The organism is Winogradskya humida (genome assembly GCF_016862215.1).
Lineage (GTDB): Bacteria > Actinomycetota > Actinomycetes > Mycobacteriales > Micromonosporaceae > Actinoplanes > Actinoplanes humidus.
Genome location: NZ_BOMN01000067.1, coordinates 71,631 through 90,874 on the forward strand (window position 1 = coordinate 71,631; position 19,244 = coordinate 90,874).

20 protein-coding genes and 1 tRNA gene are annotated in these 19,244 nt (G+C 68.6%); 7 read left to right on the plus strand and 14 right to left on the minus strand.

Annotated elements, in window-relative coordinates:
* Positions 1-41: 41 nt before the first annotated feature.
* Complete coding sequence (locus Ahu01nite_RS26320; protein ID WP_203839308.1) at positions 42-1,340, minus strand: MFS transporter; 1,299 nt, start codon at positions 1,338-1,340, stop codon at positions 42-44.
* 92 nt (positions 1,341-1,432) lie between these two features.
* Between Ahu01nite_RS26320 and Ahu01nite_RS26325 the strand changes: the two genes are divergently transcribed.
* Positions 1,433-2,374 carry a MerR family transcriptional regulator gene (locus Ahu01nite_RS26325; RefSeq protein ID WP_203839309.1) on the plus strand — a complete coding sequence of 314 codons (942 nt, stop codon included), beginning with the start codon at positions 1,433-1,435 and terminating at the stop codon, positions 2,372-2,374.
* Positions 2,375-2,459: 85 nt separating this feature from the next.
* On the opposite strand, the gene Ahu01nite_RS26330 is transcribed toward Ahu01nite_RS26325, so the two are convergent.
* Together Ahu01nite_RS26330 and Ahu01nite_RS26335 are read right to left on the minus strand one after the other, a co-directional pair.
* Positions 2,460-3,050, minus strand: a complete 591-nt coding sequence (locus tag Ahu01nite_RS26330) for an antibiotic biosynthesis monooxygenase (protein ID WP_203839310.1) — start codon at positions 3,048-3,050, stop codon at positions 2,460-2,462.
* 126 nt (positions 3,051-3,176) lie between these two features.
* Positions 3,177-3,710 carry a nuclear transport factor 2 family protein gene (locus Ahu01nite_RS26335; RefSeq protein WP_203839311.1) on the minus strand — a complete coding sequence of 178 codons (534 nt, stop codon included), beginning with the start codon at positions 3,708-3,710 and terminating at the stop codon, positions 3,177-3,179.
* Between the two features lie 37 nt (positions 3,711-3,747).
* On the opposite strand from Ahu01nite_RS26335, the gene Ahu01nite_RS26340 reads away from it, so the two are divergent.
* Together Ahu01nite_RS26340 and Ahu01nite_RS26345 are read left to right on the plus strand one after the other, a co-directional pair.
* Positions 3,748-4,803: a WD40/YVTN/BNR-like repeat-containing protein gene (locus tag Ahu01nite_RS26340; protein ID WP_239159148.1), complete on the plus strand. Its 1,056-nt coding sequence runs from the start codon at positions 3,748-3,750 to the stop codon at positions 4,801-4,803.
* Positions 4,796-5,527, plus strand: a complete 732-nt coding sequence (locus Ahu01nite_RS26345; protein WP_203839312.1) for a hypothetical protein — start codon at positions 4,796-4,798, stop codon at positions 5,525-5,527. The genes Ahu01nite_RS26340 and Ahu01nite_RS26345 overlap by 8 nt, the downstream gene beginning before the upstream one ends.
* A gap of 137 nt (positions 5,528-5,664) precedes the next feature.
* Here Ahu01nite_RS26345 and Ahu01nite_RS26350 read toward each other — a convergent pair whose 3' ends face one another.
* Entirely contained in the window at positions 5,665-6,300 is a 636-nt protein-coding gene (locus Ahu01nite_RS26350) for a LuxR C-terminal-related transcriptional regulator (protein ID WP_203839313.1), read from the minus strand.
* Positions 6,252-7,538: a sensor histidine kinase gene (locus Ahu01nite_RS26355; RefSeq protein ID WP_203839314.1), complete on the minus strand. Its 1,287-nt coding sequence runs from the start codon at positions 7,536-7,538 to the stop codon at positions 6,252-6,254. Before Ahu01nite_RS26355 ends, Ahu01nite_RS26350 begins: the two co-directional genes overlap by 49 nt.
* Before the next feature lie 109 nt (positions 7,539-7,647).
* Here Ahu01nite_RS26355 and Ahu01nite_RS26360 point away from each other — a divergent pair, with 109 nt between their 5' ends.
* Positions 7,648-8,688, plus strand: coding sequence for a fatty acid desaturase family protein (locus Ahu01nite_RS26360; protein ID WP_203839315.1), 1,041 nt, complete (start codon positions 7,648-7,650; stop codon positions 8,686-8,688).
* On the opposite strand, the gene Ahu01nite_RS26365 is transcribed toward Ahu01nite_RS26360, so the two are convergent.
* The 6 genes from Ahu01nite_RS26365 to Ahu01nite_RS26390 all read right to left on the minus strand — a co-directional run bounded on the left by Ahu01nite_RS26365 (position 8,657) and on the right by Ahu01nite_RS26390 (position 13,925).
* Entirely contained in the window at positions 8,657-9,094 is a 438-nt protein-coding gene (locus tag Ahu01nite_RS26365) for a hypothetical protein (protein WP_203839316.1), read from the minus strand. The two genes, Ahu01nite_RS26360 and Ahu01nite_RS26365, sit on opposite strands and share 32 nt — an antisense overlap.
* Before the next feature lie 88 nt (positions 9,095-9,182).
* Positions 9,183-9,255: transfer RNA gene (locus Ahu01nite_RS26370), tRNA-Lys, on the minus strand.
* A 220-nt stretch (positions 9,256-9,475) separates the two neighbouring features.
* Positions 9,476-10,609, minus strand: a complete 1,134-nt coding sequence (locus Ahu01nite_RS26375; protein WP_203839317.1) for an FAD-dependent oxidoreductase — start codon at positions 10,607-10,609, stop codon at positions 9,476-9,478.
* A gap of 64 nt (positions 10,610-10,673) precedes the next feature.
* Positions 10,674-11,327, minus strand: coding sequence for a TetR/AcrR family transcriptional regulator C-terminal domain-containing protein (locus tag Ahu01nite_RS26380; protein ID WP_203839318.1), 654 nt, complete (start codon positions 11,325-11,327; stop codon positions 10,674-10,676).
* 41 nt (positions 11,328-11,368) lie between these two features.
* A complete protein-coding gene (locus tag Ahu01nite_RS26385; protein ID WP_203839319.1) occupies positions 11,369-13,045 on the minus strand; it encodes an AMP-binding protein in 1,677 nt (558 codons plus the stop codon).
* A 79-nt stretch (positions 13,046-13,124) separates the two neighbouring features.
* Entirely contained in the window at positions 13,125-13,925 is an 801-nt protein-coding gene (locus tag Ahu01nite_RS26390) for a CDP-alcohol phosphatidyltransferase family protein (protein WP_203839320.1), read from the minus strand.
* Positions 13,926-14,021: 96 nt separating this feature from the next.
* Between Ahu01nite_RS26390 and Ahu01nite_RS26395 the strand changes: the two genes are divergently transcribed.
* The gene (locus Ahu01nite_RS26395) at positions 14,022-16,013 is read left to right on the plus strand and encodes a TRAP transporter permease (protein WP_203839321.1); all 1,992 of its coding nucleotides are present in this window, start codon (positions 14,022-14,024) and stop codon (positions 16,011-16,013) included.
* Entirely contained in the window at positions 15,982-16,980 is a 999-nt protein-coding gene (locus Ahu01nite_RS26400) for a TAXI family TRAP transporter solute-binding subunit (protein WP_203839322.1), read from the plus strand. Before Ahu01nite_RS26395 ends, Ahu01nite_RS26400 begins: the two co-directional genes overlap by 32 nt.
* Here Ahu01nite_RS26400 and yiaA read toward each other — a convergent pair.
* Positions 16,977-17,414, minus strand: coding sequence for an inner membrane protein YiaA (gene yiaA / locus Ahu01nite_RS26405; protein ID WP_203839323.1), 438 nt, complete (start codon positions 17,412-17,414; stop codon positions 16,977-16,979). The two genes, Ahu01nite_RS26400 and yiaA, sit on opposite strands and share 4 nt — an antisense overlap.
* A 117-nt stretch (positions 17,415-17,531) precedes the next feature.
* Here yiaA and Ahu01nite_RS26410 point away from each other — a divergent pair, with 117 nt between their 5' ends.
* Positions 17,532-18,266: a dienelactone hydrolase family protein gene (locus Ahu01nite_RS26410; RefSeq protein WP_203839324.1), complete on the plus strand. Its 735-nt coding sequence runs from the start codon at positions 17,532-17,534 to the stop codon at positions 18,264-18,266.
* Here Ahu01nite_RS26410 and Ahu01nite_RS26415 read toward each other — a convergent pair.
* Together Ahu01nite_RS26415 and Ahu01nite_RS26420 are read right to left on the minus strand one after the other, a co-directional pair.
* A complete protein-coding gene (locus Ahu01nite_RS26415; RefSeq protein ID WP_203839325.1) occupies positions 18,244-18,414 on the minus strand; it encodes a hypothetical protein in 171 nt (56 codons plus the stop codon). The genes Ahu01nite_RS26410 and Ahu01nite_RS26415 overlap by 23 nt on opposite strands.
* A gap of 327 nt (positions 18,415-18,741) precedes the next feature.
* Positions 18,742-19,233, minus strand: coding sequence for an SDR family NAD(P)-dependent oxidoreductase (locus Ahu01nite_RS26420; protein WP_203839326.1), 492 nt, complete (start codon positions 19,231-19,233; stop codon positions 18,742-18,744).
* Positions 19,234-19,244 lie beyond the last annotated feature (11 nt).

The following is a 19,244-nucleotide window of genomic DNA, read 5'->3' on the forward strand; positions in this document are numbered from 1 at the left end:
CAGTAGCTGCACCATCAAGCAAGGTGTCAGCCCGGCGGCGTTCACGGGACTGCTCCACGAACCGTCGCTCGGCTCGCAGTCCTGGACTCGTGGAGCCGGATGACGCCGACACCTCCGGCGAGCAGGCCCGCGCAGGTCAGAAGGACGGACCCTGCAGGCACCACGTCGGCGAAAGCCCCCAACAGGTTGTTGGTGATGAGCAGCGGGACGCTCTGGGCGAAGACGAGAACCGCCTGCACACGCGCCAGATGGGTCTCAGGCGTAGCTCCCAGCACCAGCGGGGCGACGCTCGTGCCGAACATCCCCAACCCGACCCCGATCAGAGCCGCCGCAGTCAACGCCGCAGGTAGAGGCACCTGCCCTGGGCCGAACGAGGTGGACCGGTCTGCGATGCCGACCAACGCGAGGAATGCCACTCCCCCAGAGGCAACGAGAAGTCCTCGTGACGCCGTTCGCCGGGGGTTGGTCAGGGCGCCGCGAACCAGAACCACGAACGCGACCGTCCCGGACCCCAGTGCGATCGTGCCCGTCACCGCCCCCGCTGATGCGGGAGGCCACCCCAACTGGCGAGCGAGCACGGGAACCAGCAATCCCGCGGATGGAAGCAGCAGGCCTGCCGCCGCAGCCGTCATCAGCAAAAGCGGCCGTAGCACCGGGTCGGTGAACGCGACTCTCAGCCCGTCGAACGCTTGCCTACCCCACCCAGACGTCGGCAGTCGCAGGTCATCGGAGCTCGACCCCAGCACGGCTGAGGCGCCGGCATGCGTGGGTGGTTGATGGATCAGCTGGGCCGGTTTTGGGCGGAGGGCTATGAGCACTGCCGCCATGATCGCGAAGGTCGCGGCGTTCGCTACGGCGGTAACGGCCAGACCGAAGGTGGCGAGGAGCAGACCACCGATGGCAGGGCCGGTGAAGGCGGCCGCTTGGCCCGCGATCTGGCGGGCAGAGGTTGCCCGCGGCAGAGAGGCGGACGGCGCGAGCAGGCGCGGCATCGAGCCGGAGCTCGGGAGGTAGAAGGCGTCCGCTATGCCGATGGCAAGCGCCACCATGACGAGCAGAAGGAGCCTGTCAGACATTTGCCAGGTGAGGGCGGCGAGGGTGAGCGTCACCGCGGTCATTGCGGCATCCGCGGAGATCATCACCCGCCACGCGCCGACCCGATCGGCCACCGCACCACCGAACAGGAGAAGCAGAGCACGGGGCAGGTTGATCGCAGTCAGGACGAGACCCGCCCACGTCGCCCCGTGGCCGGCCGCCGTCCACGCCATGGCGAAGCCCATCGCCTGGGTCCCCAGCAGCGACAATGTGGTCGCGGCCAGCCATGTTCCGTATCTGCTCACGACATGACCGTGCCGTCTCCACTTGCTGGAGAGTCAACTGTCACCCACGCCACACTTGCATCTCCCCTAAGGGGAGACGCCATGGTGGATGCATGGACGGCGAGACGTACTACTCGATCGGAGACCTGGCCCGGCGCACGGGCCTGTCGATCAAAACCATCAGGTTCTACTCCGACAACGGCATCGTGCCGCCCACGGAGCGCAACTCACGAGGCTACCGGCGCTACAGCGTGGACGCAGTTGCACGTCTGGATCTTGTGCGCACTCTCCGTGACCTCGGCCTGGACCTTCCCACCGTTAAGAAGGTCGTGGACCGGGAAATCGCGCTGCCCGACGTAGCCAGAGCCCACGCCGACGCGCTGGCCGTCCAGATCAAGGCACTGCGGCTGCGCCGCGCAGTGTTCACCGCCGTTGCCCGACGAGGATCCACGCCAGAGGAGCTGGACGTCATGCAGAAACTGATCAAGCTTTCCGAGACCGAGCGTCAACGCATGATCAACGAATTCATCGACGCCGCGTTCGGGGACATGGAAGCCCACCCCGAGTTGGAGGGCATCGCCCGCACGATGACCCCGGCTGAGCTTCCCGACAATCCCGACGCCGACCAGGTCGAGGCATGGGTCGAGCTTGCGGAGCTGGCTCAGGACCCGGAATTTCGAGCGGGGGTGCGCCGCATGGCCGAACACCACGCCGCCGACCGCGCCGGCGGAGCACCTGGTGTTCACCGAGATCCCGTGGCCACGGTCCGCGATCTCGCCGGCCCGGCTGTGCAGGCCGGTGTCGACCCGGCGTCCCCCCATGCCGACAGCGTCATCAGGGCGGTAACGCAGCACTACTCATTCGCCTGCGGCCACCCGGACGACGCCGACCTGCGGCGACGCCTGCTCACCCGGCTGGAAACCGCGAACGACCCCCGCCGCGAGCGATACCTCCAGCACCTCTCCGTCATCAACGGCTGGGCTCCGCCGGACGACCTCGCTCCCTCCCTCAACTGGTTCATCCAGGCCCTCCGCGTCCGTGAACCCGCCGCCTAGGAGCTGAGATCAGGACACGGGGTGGGATCCGGGTAAGGGCTGAGACCGCGGCAAGGGCTGAAACTGCGGCAAGGGCTGAGATCTGTCAGCGGCGCCAGGGTGCGCGTTGGCCTTGGAGCCACCACTGCAGTGACTGGGTGACGCGGGGCAGGACGACGTACGTCATCAGAGGGGTCAGGCAGAGCGTGGAAACCAGTGTTCGGAGAACGACATTGATGTCCGCGAGGAGGTGTCCGATGGTCACAGCGGCCAGCAGGCTCAGCGGGAAGAAGCCCACCCAGATCGTCACCGCCTGCTTCCAGCGGGGCGGCGGAGTCGGGGCCGGGGTCAGGTCGTCGATCGAATGTTCCTGTGGCGGGTCGAACCAGCCTTCGATTCCTGTGCGCTTCTCGACCCGGGTGTGTTCGACCATGCCCTGGGCGGAACTGAGCCACCACTGGCGCTGGGGCGACTCCTCCCAGCCGTGCAGAGCGGCCGCGTCGGAGAACCGATACAGCATGTGCCACTCAGTGGAGCCCTGCGCCGGGCGGACCCAGCCGACCCCGAGAAATCCGGGGAAGTCCTCGGCCAGCGTCGTGCCGGCGCGAACCCACGCGAGCATCTCCGCATTTCTCGACGGATCGGCCTTGCGGGTGATCGCCACGGTGACGGCGAGCTCGTGCGGTGCGGTCTCCATTCCCACATAGTGCGACGCCAGTGTTTCGGGCGTGCGGCAACCTCCCGAAGCGAGACATCCGATACACCGATGCGAGCAGGCCGGTGCGAGCAGGCCGGTGCGAGCAGGCCGGTGCGAGCAGGAAGGTCAGTCCTTGTGAACGTTGGGGTTGGTACGGGGCAAAATCGTGCGTTCGCCCATCCTGGTCAGGGCGTTCAGCGGGGCGGTGGCGAGGCCCACGAGGCGGGCCAGAGTGGGTTGGCGTTGCCGGCGCAGCAGTGGCGGGCCGATGCCGGCCATCACGTCGGTCAGAGCGGGCAGCGGACGGCCGAAGAGAGTGATCTCCCGGATGAGCCCGTTGTCGTCCAGCCGGATCAGCTGGGCTTCCTCGATCGCTTCGTGCCTGGTGCGGCCGTGGTAGAACAGCGCCCAGGTGTCCCCGCCGCCGGTCTGCGTGTGATAGCGAATGTCATGGATGACCTCGAAAGCGCTCGCCAGGACGTCGGTCACCTGGGCGACGCCTTCGAATCGGAACGCGGCGGTCAGTGGCGAGATCAGGACGACGTCAGGGGCCAGGCACGCCGCGGCGGCCTGCGCGTCCCCGTGCTCGCCTGCCAGCCGCCAGGATTGGATCGAGTCCCTGGTGGAGGTGCCGTCCGGAGCGGTGCCGGTGTCTCCCATCCCGCGACGTTACCGTGGCTGAGGTAGGTTCCCGACCATGACGGCGCTTCGAAAGCTTTCAATGGCCGCTATTGGTCTGGTCACCCTGACCGCAACCAGCGGCTTCACCGCGACCACCCCGAAACCGTCGTGGCGGCTCTCCGATACGGGCGTCACGGCGCGCTTCCGGGGGCTTGCTCCGGTCAGCGACAAAGTGGCGTGGGTGGCGGGTTCCGGCGGGACCATTCTGCGTACGGTGGACGGCGCTCGGAACTGGCAGCGCGTGGATCCGCCGGGCACGGCCGAGCTTCAGTTCCGGGACATCGAGGCGTTCGATGCCGACCACGCCGTCGCGCTGACGATCGGCGAGGGAGACCAGTCTCGGCTGTACGCGACGGCGGACGGTGGGCGTAGCTGGAAGGAGAGCTTCCGCAACGACGACCCCGCGGCGTTCTACGACTGCGTGACGTTCACCGACCGCCGTCACGGCTTGGCGCTGTCCGACCCGGTGAACGGGAAGTTCCGCATCCTCGCCACGTCGGACGGCGGCAAGAGCTGGGCCGTGCAGCCGAGCACCGGCATGCCCGATGCGCTGACCGGCGAGTTCGCGTTCGCGGCGAGTGGCACCTGCCTGGTCACCGCCGACCATCTCGGCTCGGGGCGGGCCTGGTTCGCGACCGGCGGCGGCGGCGAGCGGGCGCGCATCTTCGCTACCACGAACGGCGGCCGCACCTGGCGGGTGACCGACAGCGGCATTCCGAGCGGGCCGAGCGCCGGGGTCTACAGCTTGGCGTTCCGCGACCCGTGGCACGGCATCGCGGTCGGCGGCGACTACGCGGTGCCGGAGAGCGCGCCGGACGCGGCTGCGACCACGCGCGATGGTGGGCGCACGTGGACCCCGGCCCGTGCAGAGCCGGGTGAATACCGTTCGGGGGTGGCATGGCGAGGTGTGACCACTGCGCTTGCAGTCGGGCCGACCGGCAGCGACATCAGCTACGACGGCGGCCGTAGCTGGAGCGAGTTCGAAGCGGGCAGCTTCGACGCGGTGCTCTGCGCCGGTGGGTCGTGCTGGGCGTCCGGCGAACAGGGTCGAGTGGCGAGGCTTCATGGGTAAAACCGCGAAAACAGTCGGTGGCATCGCCGCCGCGGTGGTGGCTATCTGCTGTGCGGCCGGCGTGCTCTCCTCGATCGGGGAGATGTTCGACCAGACGCCGTACATCTGGCCCGCGATCGGGGCGGCGGTGGTCGTCGCCCTGGGAGCGGCTCTGGCGTACCAGAAGGTCCAGACCGGGCGCGCGAAGCGTGAGCTGGATGCTTGGACGGATTGGGAGGACATCGGCACGGACGGGCCGTGGCCATGGGCGATGGTCCTGACCCGGACGTCGGTAGCCACGCCAACCGCGGCGTGGTCCGGCTGGGCCGACGGTTTCCCGGTCAAGGCCGGCGTGATCACCTGGTCGGGAATGGGCCTGCGGGACCTGACTGGCAAGTTCGACGGGACCGGGGTGTTCGCGTGTGTCCATCTGCCCCGGCCGCTGCCCCTGGCGGCAGTACACCTGCGCCCCGATGCGACGGGTAAGACGTTCGACGAGCGGTTCCAGGTCAAGGGAACGATCGGGGACGTCCAGCGCATCGTGCACGTCGACAACACGGTTCCACCATGGACGATCACCGGCGTAGAGCTCTTCGTCATCGTCCCGGTCGCCGAGCCTATCCGCCCACGCCACATCCAGGACATCGCCCTACGCGCGGCCTGGGCCGCACAGCTCGCCATCAAGGAGGTCACCACACCGGGCGGGAGTTCAGCACCCAAGCCAGGAGATGGACACGCGAGCTAGGACGCACGCGTGCGAGCCAGGTACGGGACACGCGAGCCAGGACGCACGCATGCGAACCAGGTAAGGGACACGCGAGCCAGGACGCACGCATGCGAACCAGAGCGGGCCACGCAAGCGAGCGCGAGGGCGCGAGGGGGTTAGGAGTTCAGGTAGGTGAGGACGGCGAGGACTCGGCGGTTGTCGTCGTCGGAGGGGGGCATGGCTAGTTTGGTGAAGATGTTGTTGATGTGCTTGCTGATGGCCTTTTCGGTGATGTAGAGCTTTGCGGCGATGGCGGCGTTGGAGCGGCCTTCGGCCATTTGGGCGAGGACCTCGCGTTCGCGGCCGGTGAGGATGGCGAGGGGTTCGCGGCGGGCTAGGAGTTGGGAGACGACTTCGGGGTCCATGGCGGTTCCGCCGGCTGCTACTCGGCGGACGGCGTCGACGAACTGGCCGACGTTGGAGACGCGGTCCTTGAGGAGGTAGCCGACTCCGCCGCCGGAGCCGCTGAGGAGTTCGCGGGCGTAGAGGGGCTCGACGTGCTGGGAGAGGACCAGGATCGGGAGGCCGGGGACTTCGATGCGGGCGGCGAGGGCAGCCTGCAGGCCCTCGTCGGTGAAGGTCGGGGGGAGGCGGACGTCGACGACTGCGACGTCCGGGCGGTACTTCAGCAGGGCTGGGAGCAGGGCGGGGCCGTTGTCGACCGCTTCGACGACCTCGAAGTCGAAGGCCTCCAGGAGACGGGTCAGTCCGTCGCGGAGGAGGGCGAGGTCTTCGGCGAGGACAACACGCACGGTAACTCCAGGGTGACGACGGTCGGGCCTCCCGGTGGGGAGGACAGTGTCATCGTCCCATCGAATGCTGCCAGCCTGCGTTCCATCCCTCGCAGGCCGGTTCCTTTGCCGGGGTCGGCGCCGCCGTGGCCGTCGTCCAGGACGACGACGGCGAGGGTGCCGTCGTGGTAGACGATGGTGACCGCGGCTGTCTGCGCGCCGCTGTGGCGGACCACGTTGGTCAGTGCCTCGGCGATGACGAAGTAGGCGGCCGATTCGACGGGGGTCTGGGGGCGGCCCGGGAGGTCGATGTCGACCTCGACGGGCATGGACATGCTGATCGCCAGGGCTCGCACGGCGCCGTCGAGGCCGCGTTCGGCGAGGACCGGGGGATGTATGCCGCGGACCAGGTGGCGCAGTTCGACGAGGGCGATGCCGCTGGCCTCGCGGGCCTCGGCGAGCAGTTTGCGGGCGGCGGCCGGGTCGCGGTCGAGCAGTTCCTCGGCGAGGCCGATGGTCATGCCGAGTGAGACCAGCCGGGCCTGGGCGCCGTCGTGCAGGTCGCGTTCGATGCGGCGTAGCTCGGCGGCCTGGGCGTCGACGGTGTCGGCGCGGGTGACGGTCAGGTGGGCGACCCGGAGGCGCAGTTCGGCGGCGCGGGTCGGGGCGAGGAACAGCTTCGCGAACAGCGCGTCGACCTTGCGCAGCTGCGGGGCGACGATGAGGCCGGCGGCGAGGAACAGCGCGCCCTGCGGCAACGAGAGCAGGCCCTCGCTGAAGTTCTCGATCGGCCAGTAGACGCCGTAGCCGTACCAGACATCACCGAGGTGCACCCACAGCGGGAGCAGGATGATGCCCTGCAGACCGTAGGCCGGCAGCAGCAGGATGAGTACGCCGAGAGCGGCCCCGATGATCCCGCCGGGCAGCAGCCACGCCACGTCACGCCACGTCGCCGGGTCGGTGAGGATCCACTTGAAGCGCCGCCAGCCGCCGGTCAGCGCCGGTTGTGGTTGCGGCGCGTACGGGCGGGCGATGACCACGCCGGCGCCGGTCGCCAGCCGCCGGACGAGGTCGGTGCGGGCCCGCAGGACCTTGGTCATCAGGGGCAGCGCGACCATGCCGATGCCGGCGGCGGGGGTGAGCGCGAGTGCGACCAGCCAGAAGACGAGAAGCGGCACGTTGAAGACGGACAGCACAATCTCCAGGGCACCGACGGCGACGGCTCGCAGCCCATGGCGTACCCACGATCTCGTCTCCATGTCCTTATTGTCGGCCACCGGGGCCTGCGGAAACAGGGGTGCTAGCCCTACCAGGGGTGGGGACCTCACACTCCTGTCGATGGCATCGGCGCGCGGAAGCCTGAACGGTATGACAACGACGACGGAACGGCCGCGCACGGCGGCCGGCAGCGACTTCGCCGAGCTTGGCCGGCGAATCACCCGGGCGGGCCTGCTGAACCGCAAACCCGCCTATTACGCGTTGCGCATCAGCCTCGTGGCCCTGACGCTCGCCGGCGGGTGGGCCGCGTTCTTCGCGCTCGGCTCCTCCTGGTGGACCCTGGCCGTCGCCGTCTTCCTGGGCATCGTTTTCGCCCAGGTGGCGCTGGTCACCCATGACCTCGCCCACCGCCAGGTCTTCCGCACGAGCACCCCGAGCGCCCGCGCCGGCGTCCTCGCCGCGAACCTGCTGATCGGCATGAGCTACGGCTACTGGCAGGACAAGCACACCAAACACCACGCGAACCCGAACCACGACGACCTCGACCCCGATGTGACCCCGGCCGTTCTGGTCTGGTCCCAGGATGCGGCCGCCGAGCGCAAGGGCACGTTCGCACGCTGGCTGACCCGCAACCAGGCGTGGCTCTTTTTCCCGCTGACCACCCTGCTGAGCCTGAGCCTGCGCAAGGACAGCATCCGCGCCCTGATCAACGGCCCGGTAAAACATCGCGCCCGGGAAGCGGCGCTGCTGTCCCTCCACATCATCGGCTACCTCGCCGGGCTGCTCCTCGTGCTCAGCCCGCTGCAGGCCCTCGCGTTCTTCGCCGTGCACCAGGCCGTCTTCGGCCTCTATCTGGGCATGACCTTCGCCCCCAACCACAAGGGCATGCCGCACCCCACCGGCGATGAGGACTTCCTGCGCAAGCAGGTGCTGACTTCCCGGAACGTACGCGGTGGGTGGCTCACCGACATCGCCCTCGGCGGCCTGAACTACCAGATCGAGCATCACCTGTTCCCGTCGATGCCCACCCCGAACCTGCGCAGGGCCCAGCCGATCGTCCAGGCCTACTGCCAAGAAATAGGCGTGTCGTACGAGGTCACGGGCTTGATCGACTCCTACGCCATCGCCCTGCGCCACCTGCACGACGTGGGCGCACCGCTCAGAGCGACCCCGGCTCCCCCGTCTCGATGAACCGGATCACGGCACGGCGCAGCTGGTCGAGGAAGTCCTTCAGGTCCTCGGCCACAGGCTCGAACTCGCCGTCCCGTGACGCCGTTCCCGAACGCCAGACCGTGCCGTCGGCTCGAACGGCGAAGAGAATCCCACCGCCGTCGCTGGCGAACACCCCACCGGAGAAATCGTGGTCGGCCGGGTGGATCCAGTACCCGTTACCGACATCCGGCAACGACACTTCCTCGATGACCCGGTAGAAGTCGATCAAGGAATGGGGCACCGTGGCGTCGACTTCACCGGACGTCGCGGCCACGATCCGGTTGTCACCCGGCGGATAACCGTGAATGCGCTCGAAGCCCGCGAAGAATGGCTGCAGCCTGGAATCAAGGTCGTCCCGCCACGCCGCCAGCCATTGAGGATCCACGTCGCAGGCCCCGGTGTCGAACCGGGCTTTCCGCCCTTATGAGGGGCAGCTGAGCAGCCAGCGCTCCGCCTGCGTACCCGATGATGCGTGCGCCACCGGGGAATCGAACCCCGAACACACTGATTAAGAGTCAGTTGCTCTACCTGTTGAGCTAGTGGCGCGTGATGCGGTGCAACAAAAAAACCGCCGTCCCGAACTGCGGGGGCGGCGGCGAGCGAAACGCGGTGATCAGCCGCGTCGCCGGCCCGGCCCCGGGCGCTTCATCTTCATGCAAGTCGTCATGCACATCGTCATGTGAAGCCTCCCTCCGGTCAGCGCTCCCGGCCGTTGGCCGGGAACGCTCACCACAGTAGAAGACAGCGCCGACCGCGATCAACGTATTTACGCCGGGCCGGCGTAGGCGGCGAACTGGTCGATCAGGCTCTGCGGGGCACGGTCGTCGAAGCAGAGGATCAGGTTGGCGGCGGCTTCGGAGGAGGATTTCTCGCTGCGGGGGAAGAGGGCTTTTTCGTACGCAGTGAGGGCCGCCTCGATGTCGCCGGGGTGCTCGGCGAGGGCCTGGCCGAGCATTGCGCCGTCGAGCATGGCCAGGTTGGCGCCTTCGCCGGCGAAGGGGGACATGAGGTGGGCGGCGTCGCCGAGGAGGGTGACGCCTGGGGTTCGGGGCCAGTGGTGGTCGGTGGGGAGGGTGTTGAGGGTGCGGGGGATCAGGGGGCCGTCGGCGTCCTCGATGAGGGCGCGGAGTTCGGGGGCCCAGTCGGGGAAGTGGGCGAGCAGGGCCTGTTTGGCGGCGGGCGGGTCGGTGAAGTCGACCGTGGTGATCCACTCCTGCGGGGTGTGCAGGGCGCAGTAGATGTGCAGGCTGCCGTCGGTTTCGCGGTGCGCGAGGAAGCCTTTGCCGGCGCCGAGGGCGAAGAGCATGCCCGCGCCGACGACCTGGGCGGGGCCCGGGTGGCGTACGTCTGCGTCGTGCAGGTCGATCTCTACGAAGGACATGCCGGTGTAGGTGGGGGTGGCCGGGGACAGCAGGGGGCGGATGCGGGACCAGGCTCCGTCGGCGCCGACCAGGACGTCCGCGATGACCGTGGTGCCGTCGGCGAAGATGACTTCGTGGCGGCCGCCGGGCAGGGGGCGGGCTTCGACGACCTTGGCGCCCCAGCGGACGGCGTCCGGGGGCAGGGAGTGGAGCAGGAGGTCGCGGAGCTGGCCGCGGTCGACTTCCGGGCGGTCGCCGTTGCCGTCGTCGGTCTCGTCGGCGAACACCGTGCCGTGTTTGTCGAGGATGCGCATGGCTTCGCCACCCTCGTGGATGATCTTCCGGAATTCGTCGTGCAGGTGTGCCGTACGCAGAGCGATCTGCCCGTTGTCGGCATGGATGTCGAGCATGCCGCCCTGGGTGCGGGCAGTTGCGGACGCCTCCGCCTCGTAGATGGTGGCGGCGATGCCGTTGATGTGCAGGACGCGCGCGAGGGTGAGACCACCCAGTCCGGCGCCCACGATGACGATAGAAGCCATGCGAAACCCCTTAGAAAAAACGTGTTCGTAGCGAACATGTTCGTCAACCATACAAAAAAGCGGACTACGGAACCGCCGTAGCCGAAATCCCGGCGATCAGGACGGCGAATCCCCAGCGCAACCGCTGCTCACCGGACCCGGACCAGAGCAGATCGCCGACCCGGGCAACGTGCGGATAGCGATCGGCGTCCATGGCGAAGAGCGCGGCCTCCTGCACCGACGCGTCATGCAGACCCGACTCCGAGCGGGTCCCGTGCTCCGCAGCCGTCGCCGTCGCATGCTGCAACAACAGATCAACACCCCAGGCAGCCCGGGACACGGGTACGCCCGAAGCGTCCAGCAACCCCAGCACGGCATCGATCAGCCGCAGATAGTTGGCCCCCGAAGGCCGCAACGTGAGCACGGACCGGGCCAGACTCGGATACTCGAACAGCACCCGCGTATACCGGCTGAGCAGCTCGACGAGATCGGTCACCGAGAAGTCGACGTCCGCGAGCAGCTCGTCGAGCACAGCACCGTGCAGCTCGGCCATGTTGTCGACGTAGACGTAGAGCGACGCCGGGCCGGTGTCCAGCTCGCCGGCGAGCCGGCGCATGGTGACTCGCTCGAGCCCCTCGGCCCGCATCACCCGTAGCGCGGCGGCGACCACGACGGCCCGGCTGAGCGGGTCCTTCGCGGGCCGGTCACGCCGGCTGACGGGTTCTCTGCGAGGTGCCATGAACACGATCGTAACGAACATGTTCGTCGAATGGAAGCCCCTCAGTCCCGGAACTCACCGGACGGCGTACCCGTAGAGGTCTGTTTTGCCTGCTCAGCCGCGCGCAGCTCGACCCGGCGGATCTTGCCGGAGATCGTCTTGGGCAGCTCGGCGAACTCGAGCCGGCGGATCCGCTGGTAGGGCGACAACTGCGCCCGGGAGTGCGCGAAGATCGACGCCGCGGTCTCGGCGTCGGCGGCCCACCCCTCGGCGAGCACGACGTACGCCTTGGGCACGTTGAGCCGCAGCGGATCGGGCGACGGCACGACCGCGGCCTCGACCACCGCCTCGTGCTCGATCAGGACGCTCTCCAACTCGAACGGCGAGATGCGGTAGTCGGAAGCCTTGAACACGTCATCGGTACGCCCGACGTACGTGATGTAGCCGTCCGCGTCGCGGGATCCGATGTCGCCGGTGTGGTAGTAGCCGCCGGCCATCGCCGTGGCCGTCAGCTCCTCGTCGCCGTGATAGCCGACCATGAGCCCCAGCGGCCGGGGGTCGAGCTCCAGGCAGATCTCGCCCTCGTCGGCCGGCTCGCCGGTGTTCGGGTCGATCAGCGCGACCCGGTATCCGGGCACCGGCCGTCCCATCGAACCCGGGCGCACCGGCTGGCCGGGGGTGTTGGCGATCTGCACGGTGGTCTCGGTCTGGCCGAAGCCGTCCCGGATGGTCACGCCCCAGGCCTTGCGCACCTGATCGATGACCTCGGGGTTGAGCGGTTCACCGGCGCCGACGACCACCCGCGGCGGGGTGCTCAGCGCGCTCAGATCGGACTGGATCAGCATCCGCCACACGGTCGGCGGCGCGCAGAAGCTGGTCACGCCGCAGCGCTGCATCTCGCGCAGCAGCCGGGCGGCGTCGAAGCGTGTGTAGTTGTGGATGAAGACGCAGGCCTGCGCGTTCCAGGGGGCGAAGACGTTGCTCCAGGCGTGCTTGGCCCAGCCCGGCGAGGAGATGTTGAGGTGCACGTCGCCGGGGCGCAGACCGATCCAGTACATGGTCGACAGGTGACCCACGGGGTACGAGGCGTGCGTGTGCTCGACCAGTTTGGGGCGCGCGGTGGTGCCCGACGTGAAGTAGAGCAGCAGGGTGTCCGTGGAGTGGGTGCTGCTGTCGGCGACAAAGTGCGTGCTCTGCGCGTACGCGTCGGAAAAGATCTGCCAGCCCGGAACCGCCTCCCCCACGCTGATCCGCGTGACGCTCGCGTCGACGTTCGCGAAGCGGGGAGCGGCCGACGCGAGCGCGACCACGTGCTGGGCTCCGCCGCGGGTGACCCGGTTGCGCACGTCCGCCTCGGCCAGCAGCGGGGTTGCGGGGATCAGGACGGCGCCGAGCTTCATGACGGCGAGGATGGTCTCCCAGAGCTCGACCTGGTTGCCGAGCATGAGCACGACCCGGTCGCCACGGGCCACACCCCGCTCGCGCAGCCAGTTGGCGACCTGGTTGGAGCGCCGGGACAGCTCGGCGAAGGAGAATTTCTGCTCGGAGCCGTCCTCCTCGACGATCCAGAGCGCCGGGTTGTCGTTGTCCTCGGCGATGACGTCGAACCAGTCGAGCGCCCAGTTGAAGTCGCCGAGCTCCGGCCAGCGGAACCGCTCGTACGCGTCGGCGTAGCTCTCGCGATGCTCGACCAGGAAGTCGCGGGCGGCGCGGAACGCCGTCGTACCCTCAGCCGCCATGTCTGCCTCCTCAGCCGGTCCTGCCTGCCAGCAGCCTAACTGTGAAACCGTTTGCACAATCGGCGGTCGTAGGTGGCGTTCATCTCGCGGGAGGGGCTTCGGCGTGCGCACGGGCCAGCGCGACCGGGAACGCCCGGGTCGACCTCCAGAGCCCGTAGATGAGCCGGAGCTCGAAGATCAGCAGCAGCACGCCGGCCACCACCGCGAACTGCAGGATCCAGCCGGTGAGCGGGCCGATGATGAAGACCGTCATCTCGTACTCGATGCCGCTGAACAAATGGGTGCGGATCCGACGTTCAGCGAGGAACTGCCTCACCCGCGCACGAGGCCCGCGCTGGACGGTGGCCGCCGTTAGGACAGGCCCGCCACGAGCCTCGAGGATCTGCTCGCGCATCGTGGTGCGCACCTTGGCCATCTGCTGGCCGTTCAGGTAGCGGAAGAGATCAAGGAAAATGACCCCGAGCATGACCCACAGGTACGCGACCGAGCCCGTCCTCGCGTACTGCCCACCGAACAGCGCGCACGCGCAGATGAAGACGCGCACCCGGTCGAACATGAAGTCGAGCCAGGTCCCGAACATCGACCCGGTCCCGTTCAACCGGGCGATCTTGCCGTCCATGCAGTCCACGATGAAGCTGACGTGGAACAGCAGCGCGCCGGCCACGACCCACCAGCGGTCCTGCAGCAGGAAGCACGCCGCGGACCCGAGCCCGAGCAGCGTGGCCCCGGCGGTGAGCACGTTCGGCGTGATCCACCGGTAGGGGGCGACGAGCCACACGAGCCGCGCGGCCACCGGGTCCACGAGCAGGACCGTCCACCAGGCGTCCCGGACCTTGTAGGTCTGCTCACGGATCTCCCGCAGCGATGATCGTCGCACCATAACCCTCTCAACGCGCGTTATGCACCTTTTGTCAGGCTACCGGCAGTCCTAAATTTGTCAGGTCACAACAGGCATCGGCCATAGTAGGGTCCGTTGATGGACGTCGGTCGATCTCTTGACCCGGACCCGGCATCAGTCCATTACGACGACGAAGAGCTGCCCTCGCGTACGCTCGCGGGCCCGATCGGTCTGGGTGTGGCGATCGTTGCCTTCGCCGTCGCCCTGCTGGTGCTGTTCCAGGTCTTCCGGCCGCTCGCCCAGGGGAGCCAGTTCTACCTGATCATCTTCCTGGCGGGCACCCTCCCGATGGTGTTCCTCGGCTACCGCAGCGGCCTGCGCGGCTCGGCCCGCGACCGGCCGACCGTCGCCGACTGGGGGCTGGCCGCCCTCACGCTGCTGGTCTGCCTGTACCCGGTCAATCCCTTCACCGGGGGATACGACGGGTTCCTCGACCGGCAGGGACTGCTCGACACCCCGGACGTCGTCGCCGGGGCGGTCATGCTGCTGCTGGTCGTGGAGGCCTGCCGGAGAACCACGGGACTCGCGCTCCCGATCGTCTGTCTCGTCTTCCTCGGGTACGCGTACTACGGCGGCCTGCTCCCCCAGAACTGGAGCATCGCCCACTCCGGCCTCGACTTCGCCCAGATCGTCGACGCGCTCTACAACTCGGGCAGCGGCTTCTACGGCACCCCGCTCGACGTCGCCGCCAGCTACATCGTGCTGTTCACCATCTACGGCGCGGTGCTCGACCTCTCCGGCGCGAGCCGCTTCTTCGTCGACCTGTCGGTGGCGGCGTTCCGCAGATCCCGCAGCGCGGCCGGGCGCACCGCCGTCGCCGCCGGTTTCCTGCTGGGCACGGTCTCCGGCTCGGGCACGGCAACGGCGGTCAGCGTCGGGGCGGTCACCTGGCCGTTGCTGCGCCGCGCGGGATATCCACCGGAACAGGCGGGCGGGATGCTCGCGGCGGCAGGGGTCGGCGCGATCCTCTCCCCGCCCACGCTCGGCGCGGCCGCGTTCATCGTCGCCGAATATCTGGACGTCTCCTACCTCACGGTGCTCGGCTGGGCGATGATCCCCACGCTGCTCTACTACCTGGGGATCGTGCTCGCGGTCGAGATCGATTCGCGGCGGTTCGGCGTACGCCCGGTCGAGGCCCCCGACACCAGCGCGCGGCACCTGCTGCTCCGCTCCGGCTATCACTTCTCGTCCCTGGTGCTCATCGTCGTGCTGCTCGCCGTGGGCCAGAGCGCCACCCGGGCGGTGGTGTACGCGACGCTGGCCGCCGTCGCTCTGTCCTTCCTCGACCGGCGCTCGTGGCTGACACCCCGGCGCCTGTTCACCGCGCTCTCCGCCGGCGTCCGCGGCGTGCTCGCCGTGGTGGCGGTCTGCACCGCGGCGGGCATCATCACCGCGACCACCACGAAGACCGGCCTCGGCGCGCAGCTCGCGTCGCTGCTGGTCAGCGGCGCGCGGGCGGTCACCGACAACCCGACGGCGGTGCTCGCGCTGACCGTCGTCCTGGCCGCGGTGGCGCTGGCGGTCCTCGGGCTGGCGGTCCCGGTGACCGCGAGCTTCATCATCGGCTGGGTGATCATCGGCCCGGCGCTGCTCGGGCTCGGCGTCTCCGCGCCGGCCGCCGCGATGTTCGTCTTCTACTACTCGGTGCTCTCCGAGGTGACACCGCCGACCGCGCTGGCCGCCGTCGGGGCCAGCGCGATCACCGGCGGCAGGACCGTCCCGACCATGTGGCAGGCCCTCAAGTACGCCCTTCCCGCGTTCCTCGCCCCGATCGCGTTCGTGCTGACCGGCCCGGGCGAGCACCTGCTCGGCCGCGGCTCGTTCATCGACATCCTCTGGACCACCGCGGTCGCCGCGCTCGCCGTCGGCGGGCTCGCGATCGCCACCGGCGGCTGGGTGCCCGGCATCGGAGCGGCCGGCGTGCCGAGCCGCGTCCTGGGTGGCCTCGCCGGAGTACTCCTGCTCTACCTCGCCCCGGTGACGATCGCACTCGGCGTGGTCGCGCTCGGGCTCGCTCTCATCCTCAGGAGGAAAGACCATGCGGAAAGTGCTGGCATTAACGGCGACTAGCGCACTCATACTGACCGGGTGCGGTGGGAAGCAGGACGCCGTCCGGACCGACACCGGCGACACCGTCACGTGCGAGGTCGCCGAGGAGACCCGGATCGGCATCGCCACCGGCAACGCGACCGGGGTGTACTTCGCGCTCGGGAACGCGTACGCGCAGCAGATCGGCACCACCGCCGGCGGGAAGGTCAAGGCGACGGCCTCCGAGACCGGCGCTTCCGTGCAGAACATCCAGCAGCTCGTGGCCGGGAAGTTCGACGTCGCGTTCTCCCTCGCGGACAGCGCCGCCGACGCGGTCAACGGCACAGGCAGCTTCACCGACCGCCAGCCGGTGTCGGCGCTGGCCCGCATCCACACCAACTACACCCAGGTCATCGTCCGCAAGGCGGCCGGCATCACCGACGTGAAGTCGATGACCGGTAAGCGCGTCTCCACCGGCTCCCCGAAGTCGGGCACCGAGGTCATCGCCAACCGCGTCCTCACCGCGGCGGGCCTGGACCCGGCCAAGGACATCAAGGCTCAGCGTCTCGACCTCACGAAGACGGTCGACGGGATGAAGGACGGCTCTATCGACGCGCTTTTCTGGTCGGGCGGGCTGCCCACCCCCGGCATCACCGACCTGCTGACCACGTCGGGCGATCAGGTGCAGTTCCTCGATATCACCCCGCAGCTCGCGGCCCTCAAGACGATCAACCCGGTCTACGAACAGGGCACGATCCCCGCGGCCACCTACAAGACCACGGCGGACATCAAAACCGTCGTGGTGCCCAACCTGCTGCTCGTGCGCCAGGACCTCGACGCGGACGTGGCGTGCGTACTGACAAAGGCTCTCTTCGATCGTAAGGCCGAGCTGCAGCAGGCCAACGCGGCGGCCAAGGAGATCGACCTGTCCACCGCCCGGCACACCGACCCGATCGGCCTGCACCGCGGCGCCACCAAGGCCCTCGACGACCTCGGCGCACCCGCTTAGTAGTTGATGGTCGGAGCGTGCGCCGGAGCCTTGAATTGCAGGGTGTCGCGAACATTCTTCTGCACGGCCACTGCGGCAAAAAGCGTCATGGCGAACGCGAGACCGTAGAAACCCTTCTCGCTCAGCGCCATTCCGCTGTTCCACAGACCCACCACCAGCATCAGTACGCCCAGAGCCACCACAGCCCACGACAGCCCCAGATACAACGCGGAGACCGGCAGCCCGTCCGCCCGATCGCGCACCGACTTCTGCAGCGACACCGCAGCGAACACGCCGAGCACCAGAACCGCGGCGTAGAAGCCCTTCTCGCTCTTGGTCATCGTGGCGTTCCACAGCCCCACCGCGAACGACAGGAATCCGATGAAGAGAACGGCCCAGGAGGCACCGACGAACGCGGCGGTGGGCTTGCTGGCGGAAGAAGGCTGGTTGACCACGGGACTCTCCGAACGGGGGTAGGAACTGATAGGCACAGCCTGCGCGAACCCCGTCACACAATCGTGAGTAGTGGTACTCAACGGTTGGTTGCAATGGCGCCAGTAGTGTCACTCGGCATGAAGTTGCTTGAAGACGTAGTCATGGTGCCGTCGGCCGCGGGCGAGATCCGGTCGGTGGTGATCACCCCGGTCGGGCAGGGGCCCTGGCCGGGCGTGCTGCTCTACACCGACATTTTCCAGCTCACCGAGTCGACCCTGCGGACCGCGCGGAGGCTCGCGGCGTACGGCTTCATCGTGTGCGTCCCCGAGATCTACCCGCACGGTGACCTGGCCGGCGTGGCCCTGGAGTTCGACGACGCCGGCAAGCGGGCCGGGATGGCCGGTGCCGCCGCCACCTCCATCGCCGACTTCGACGCTGACCGGGTCGCGGTCCTGGACTACCTGGAGAACCGCAGCGACACTACGACGCTGCTCGCGACGGGCTTCTGCATCGGCGGCCACCTCGCGTTCCGCGCCGCGTTCGACCCCCGGGTCGCGGCGACGGTGTGTTTCTACCCGACGGGCCTGCACAACGGCGCGCTGGGAGCCGACGCCGACGCGGGCTCACTCGCCCGGGCCGCCGACATCCGGGGACCGCTGCTCGTCGTCTTCGGCTCGCAGGACCCGCACGTCCCGGCCGACGCCCGAATCCAGATCATCTCCGAGTTGTACGCCGCCGGCCTCGACGATCTCGAATTGCACATCTATCGCGGGGGCGAGCACGCCTTCATGCGCGACATCGGCGTACGCCACGACCCGGTCCTCACCGACCTCGCCCTCACCGAAGCCGTCACCTTCTTCCAGGGCCGCTGAGGATCTTCGTGGTTACCGCGGTGACGTCCGCCGGAGTGAGGTGGATGTCGAGGATCGCGCGGGTGATGCCGTATTGGTTCGCGTAGCAGCTCTCGAAGTCGCCCCGACGGCTCCGCAGCGTCTCCTCGACCGGGGTATAACTGGCCACCCGGTCGGCGAGGGTGCGTAGCCGTCGCGCAGGCGGTCACGGGCTTCTCCGAGGGGAGCGCCGCGAGTAGTCCCACCCCGGGACGCCACGGCTGCGACGCCCAGTTGTCCAGCTCGTACGCGTTGCGCCCGGCATCGTCGATGACGCTCGACCGTCCAACCAGGCCAGATCCGCGACAACGCATCGAGCAGCGCGGCGAGGAGAGCGAAGATCCTCTCCTGCTCGAACGGGCCGAAGGCCGTGCGGAACAGCAGGCGGCGCCGGTCAGCTTGTGCCGCGTGACCACGCCGCCCTGGACGGTCACGAAGCGGACGACGCCCCCCCACCTCAGAACGCCTTGCGGGCGACGGCGCTGTAACCGGTGCGGGCCAGCTCGGGATCCATGCCGCGCGGCGGGGACAGATAGGGCCAGACGTTGACGAGACCCGGGTCCTCCAGGACGAAGTCGCCGAAGAAGGCCTCGACGCCGGCGCGGTCGCGCGGGGTGAACGGTGCGTTGACCCGCTCGTAGATGGCGGTGATGCGGGCCATGTAGTCGGGGCGGGCATCGTTGACGGCATGCGAGATCGCCAGGTAGCTGCCCGGGGCCAGGGCGAGGGTTGCCACGCCGTCCGGGGTTGCTACGTCGGCGGCGACCGTTTTTACGCGTACCGGGAAATCGGTCTTGATCGTGGTGGCCGCGGCCTGGAGGCGCGTCTCGTTGCGGGCGCACATCATCAGGTGCGCGCCCTCTTCCGCCAGGCCTCGGGCTACGGCCAGGCGGATTCCACTGTTGCTGCCAGTGACAACCGCCACACTACCTGTGAGTTGAAGATCCATGGCCCCTCCGT

What these genes read in the sequence shown, in the direction of transcription:
- Ahu01nite_RS26395 (WP_203839321.1), top strand. Translation starts at nt 14,022, where the DNA reads ATGGACGTCGGTCGATCTCTTGACCCGGACCCGGCATCAGTCCATTAC.
- Ahu01nite_RS26390 (WP_203839320.1), bottom strand. Translation starts at nt 13,925, where the DNA reads ATGGTGCGACGATCATCGCTGCGGGAGATCCGTGAGCAGACCTACAAG.
- Ahu01nite_RS26385 (WP_203839319.1), bottom strand. Translation starts at nt 13,045, where the DNA reads ATGGCGGCTGAGGGTACGACGGCGTTCCGCGCCGCCCGCGACTTCCTG.
- Ahu01nite_RS26360 (WP_203839315.1), top strand. Translation starts at nt 7,648, where the DNA reads ATGACAACGACGACGGAACGGCCGCGCACGGCGGCCGGCAGCGACTTC.
- Ahu01nite_RS26380 (WP_203839318.1), bottom strand. Translation starts at nt 11,327, where the DNA reads ATGGCACCTCGCAGAGAACCCGTCAGCCGGCGTGACCGGCCCGCGAAG.
- Ahu01nite_RS26375 (WP_203839317.1), bottom strand. Translation starts at nt 10,609, where the DNA reads ATGGCTTCTATCGTCATCGTGGGCGCCGGACTGGGTGGTCTCACCCTC.
- Ahu01nite_RS26325 (WP_203839309.1), top strand. Translation starts at nt 1,433, where the DNA reads ATGGACGGCGAGACGTACTACTCGATCGGAGACCTGGCCCGGCGCACG.
- Ahu01nite_RS26340 (WP_239159148.1), top strand. Translation starts at nt 3,748, where the DNA reads ATGACGGCGCTTCGAAAGCTTTCAATGGCCGCTATTGGTCTGGTCACC.
- Ahu01nite_RS26335 (WP_203839311.1), bottom strand. Translation starts at nt 3,710, where the DNA reads ATGGGAGACACCGGCACCGCTCCGGACGGCACCTCCACCAGGGACTCG.
- Ahu01nite_RS26420 (WP_203839326.1), bottom strand. Translation starts at nt 19,233, where the DNA reads ATGGATCTTCAACTCACAGGTAGTGTGGCGGTTGTCACTGGCAGCAAC.
- Ahu01nite_RS26355 (WP_203839314.1), bottom strand. Translation starts at nt 7,538, where the DNA reads ATGGAGACGAGATCGTGGGTACGCCATGGGCTGCGAGCCGTCGCCGTC.
- Ahu01nite_RS26400 (WP_203839322.1), top strand. Translation starts at nt 15,982, where the DNA reads ATGCGGAAAGTGCTGGCATTAACGGCGACTAGCGCACTCATACTGACC.
- Ahu01nite_RS26330 (WP_203839310.1), bottom strand. Translation starts at nt 3,050, where the DNA reads ATGGAGACCGCACCGCACGAGCTCGCCGTCACCGTGGCGATCACCCGC.
- Ahu01nite_RS26410 (WP_203839324.1), top strand. Translation starts at nt 17,532, where the DNA reads ATGAAGTTGCTTGAAGACGTAGTCATGGTGCCGTCGGCCGCGGGCGAG.
- Ahu01nite_RS26345 (WP_203839312.1), top strand. Translation starts at nt 4,796, where the DNA reads ATGGGTAAAACCGCGAAAACAGTCGGTGGCATCGCCGCCGCGGTGGTG.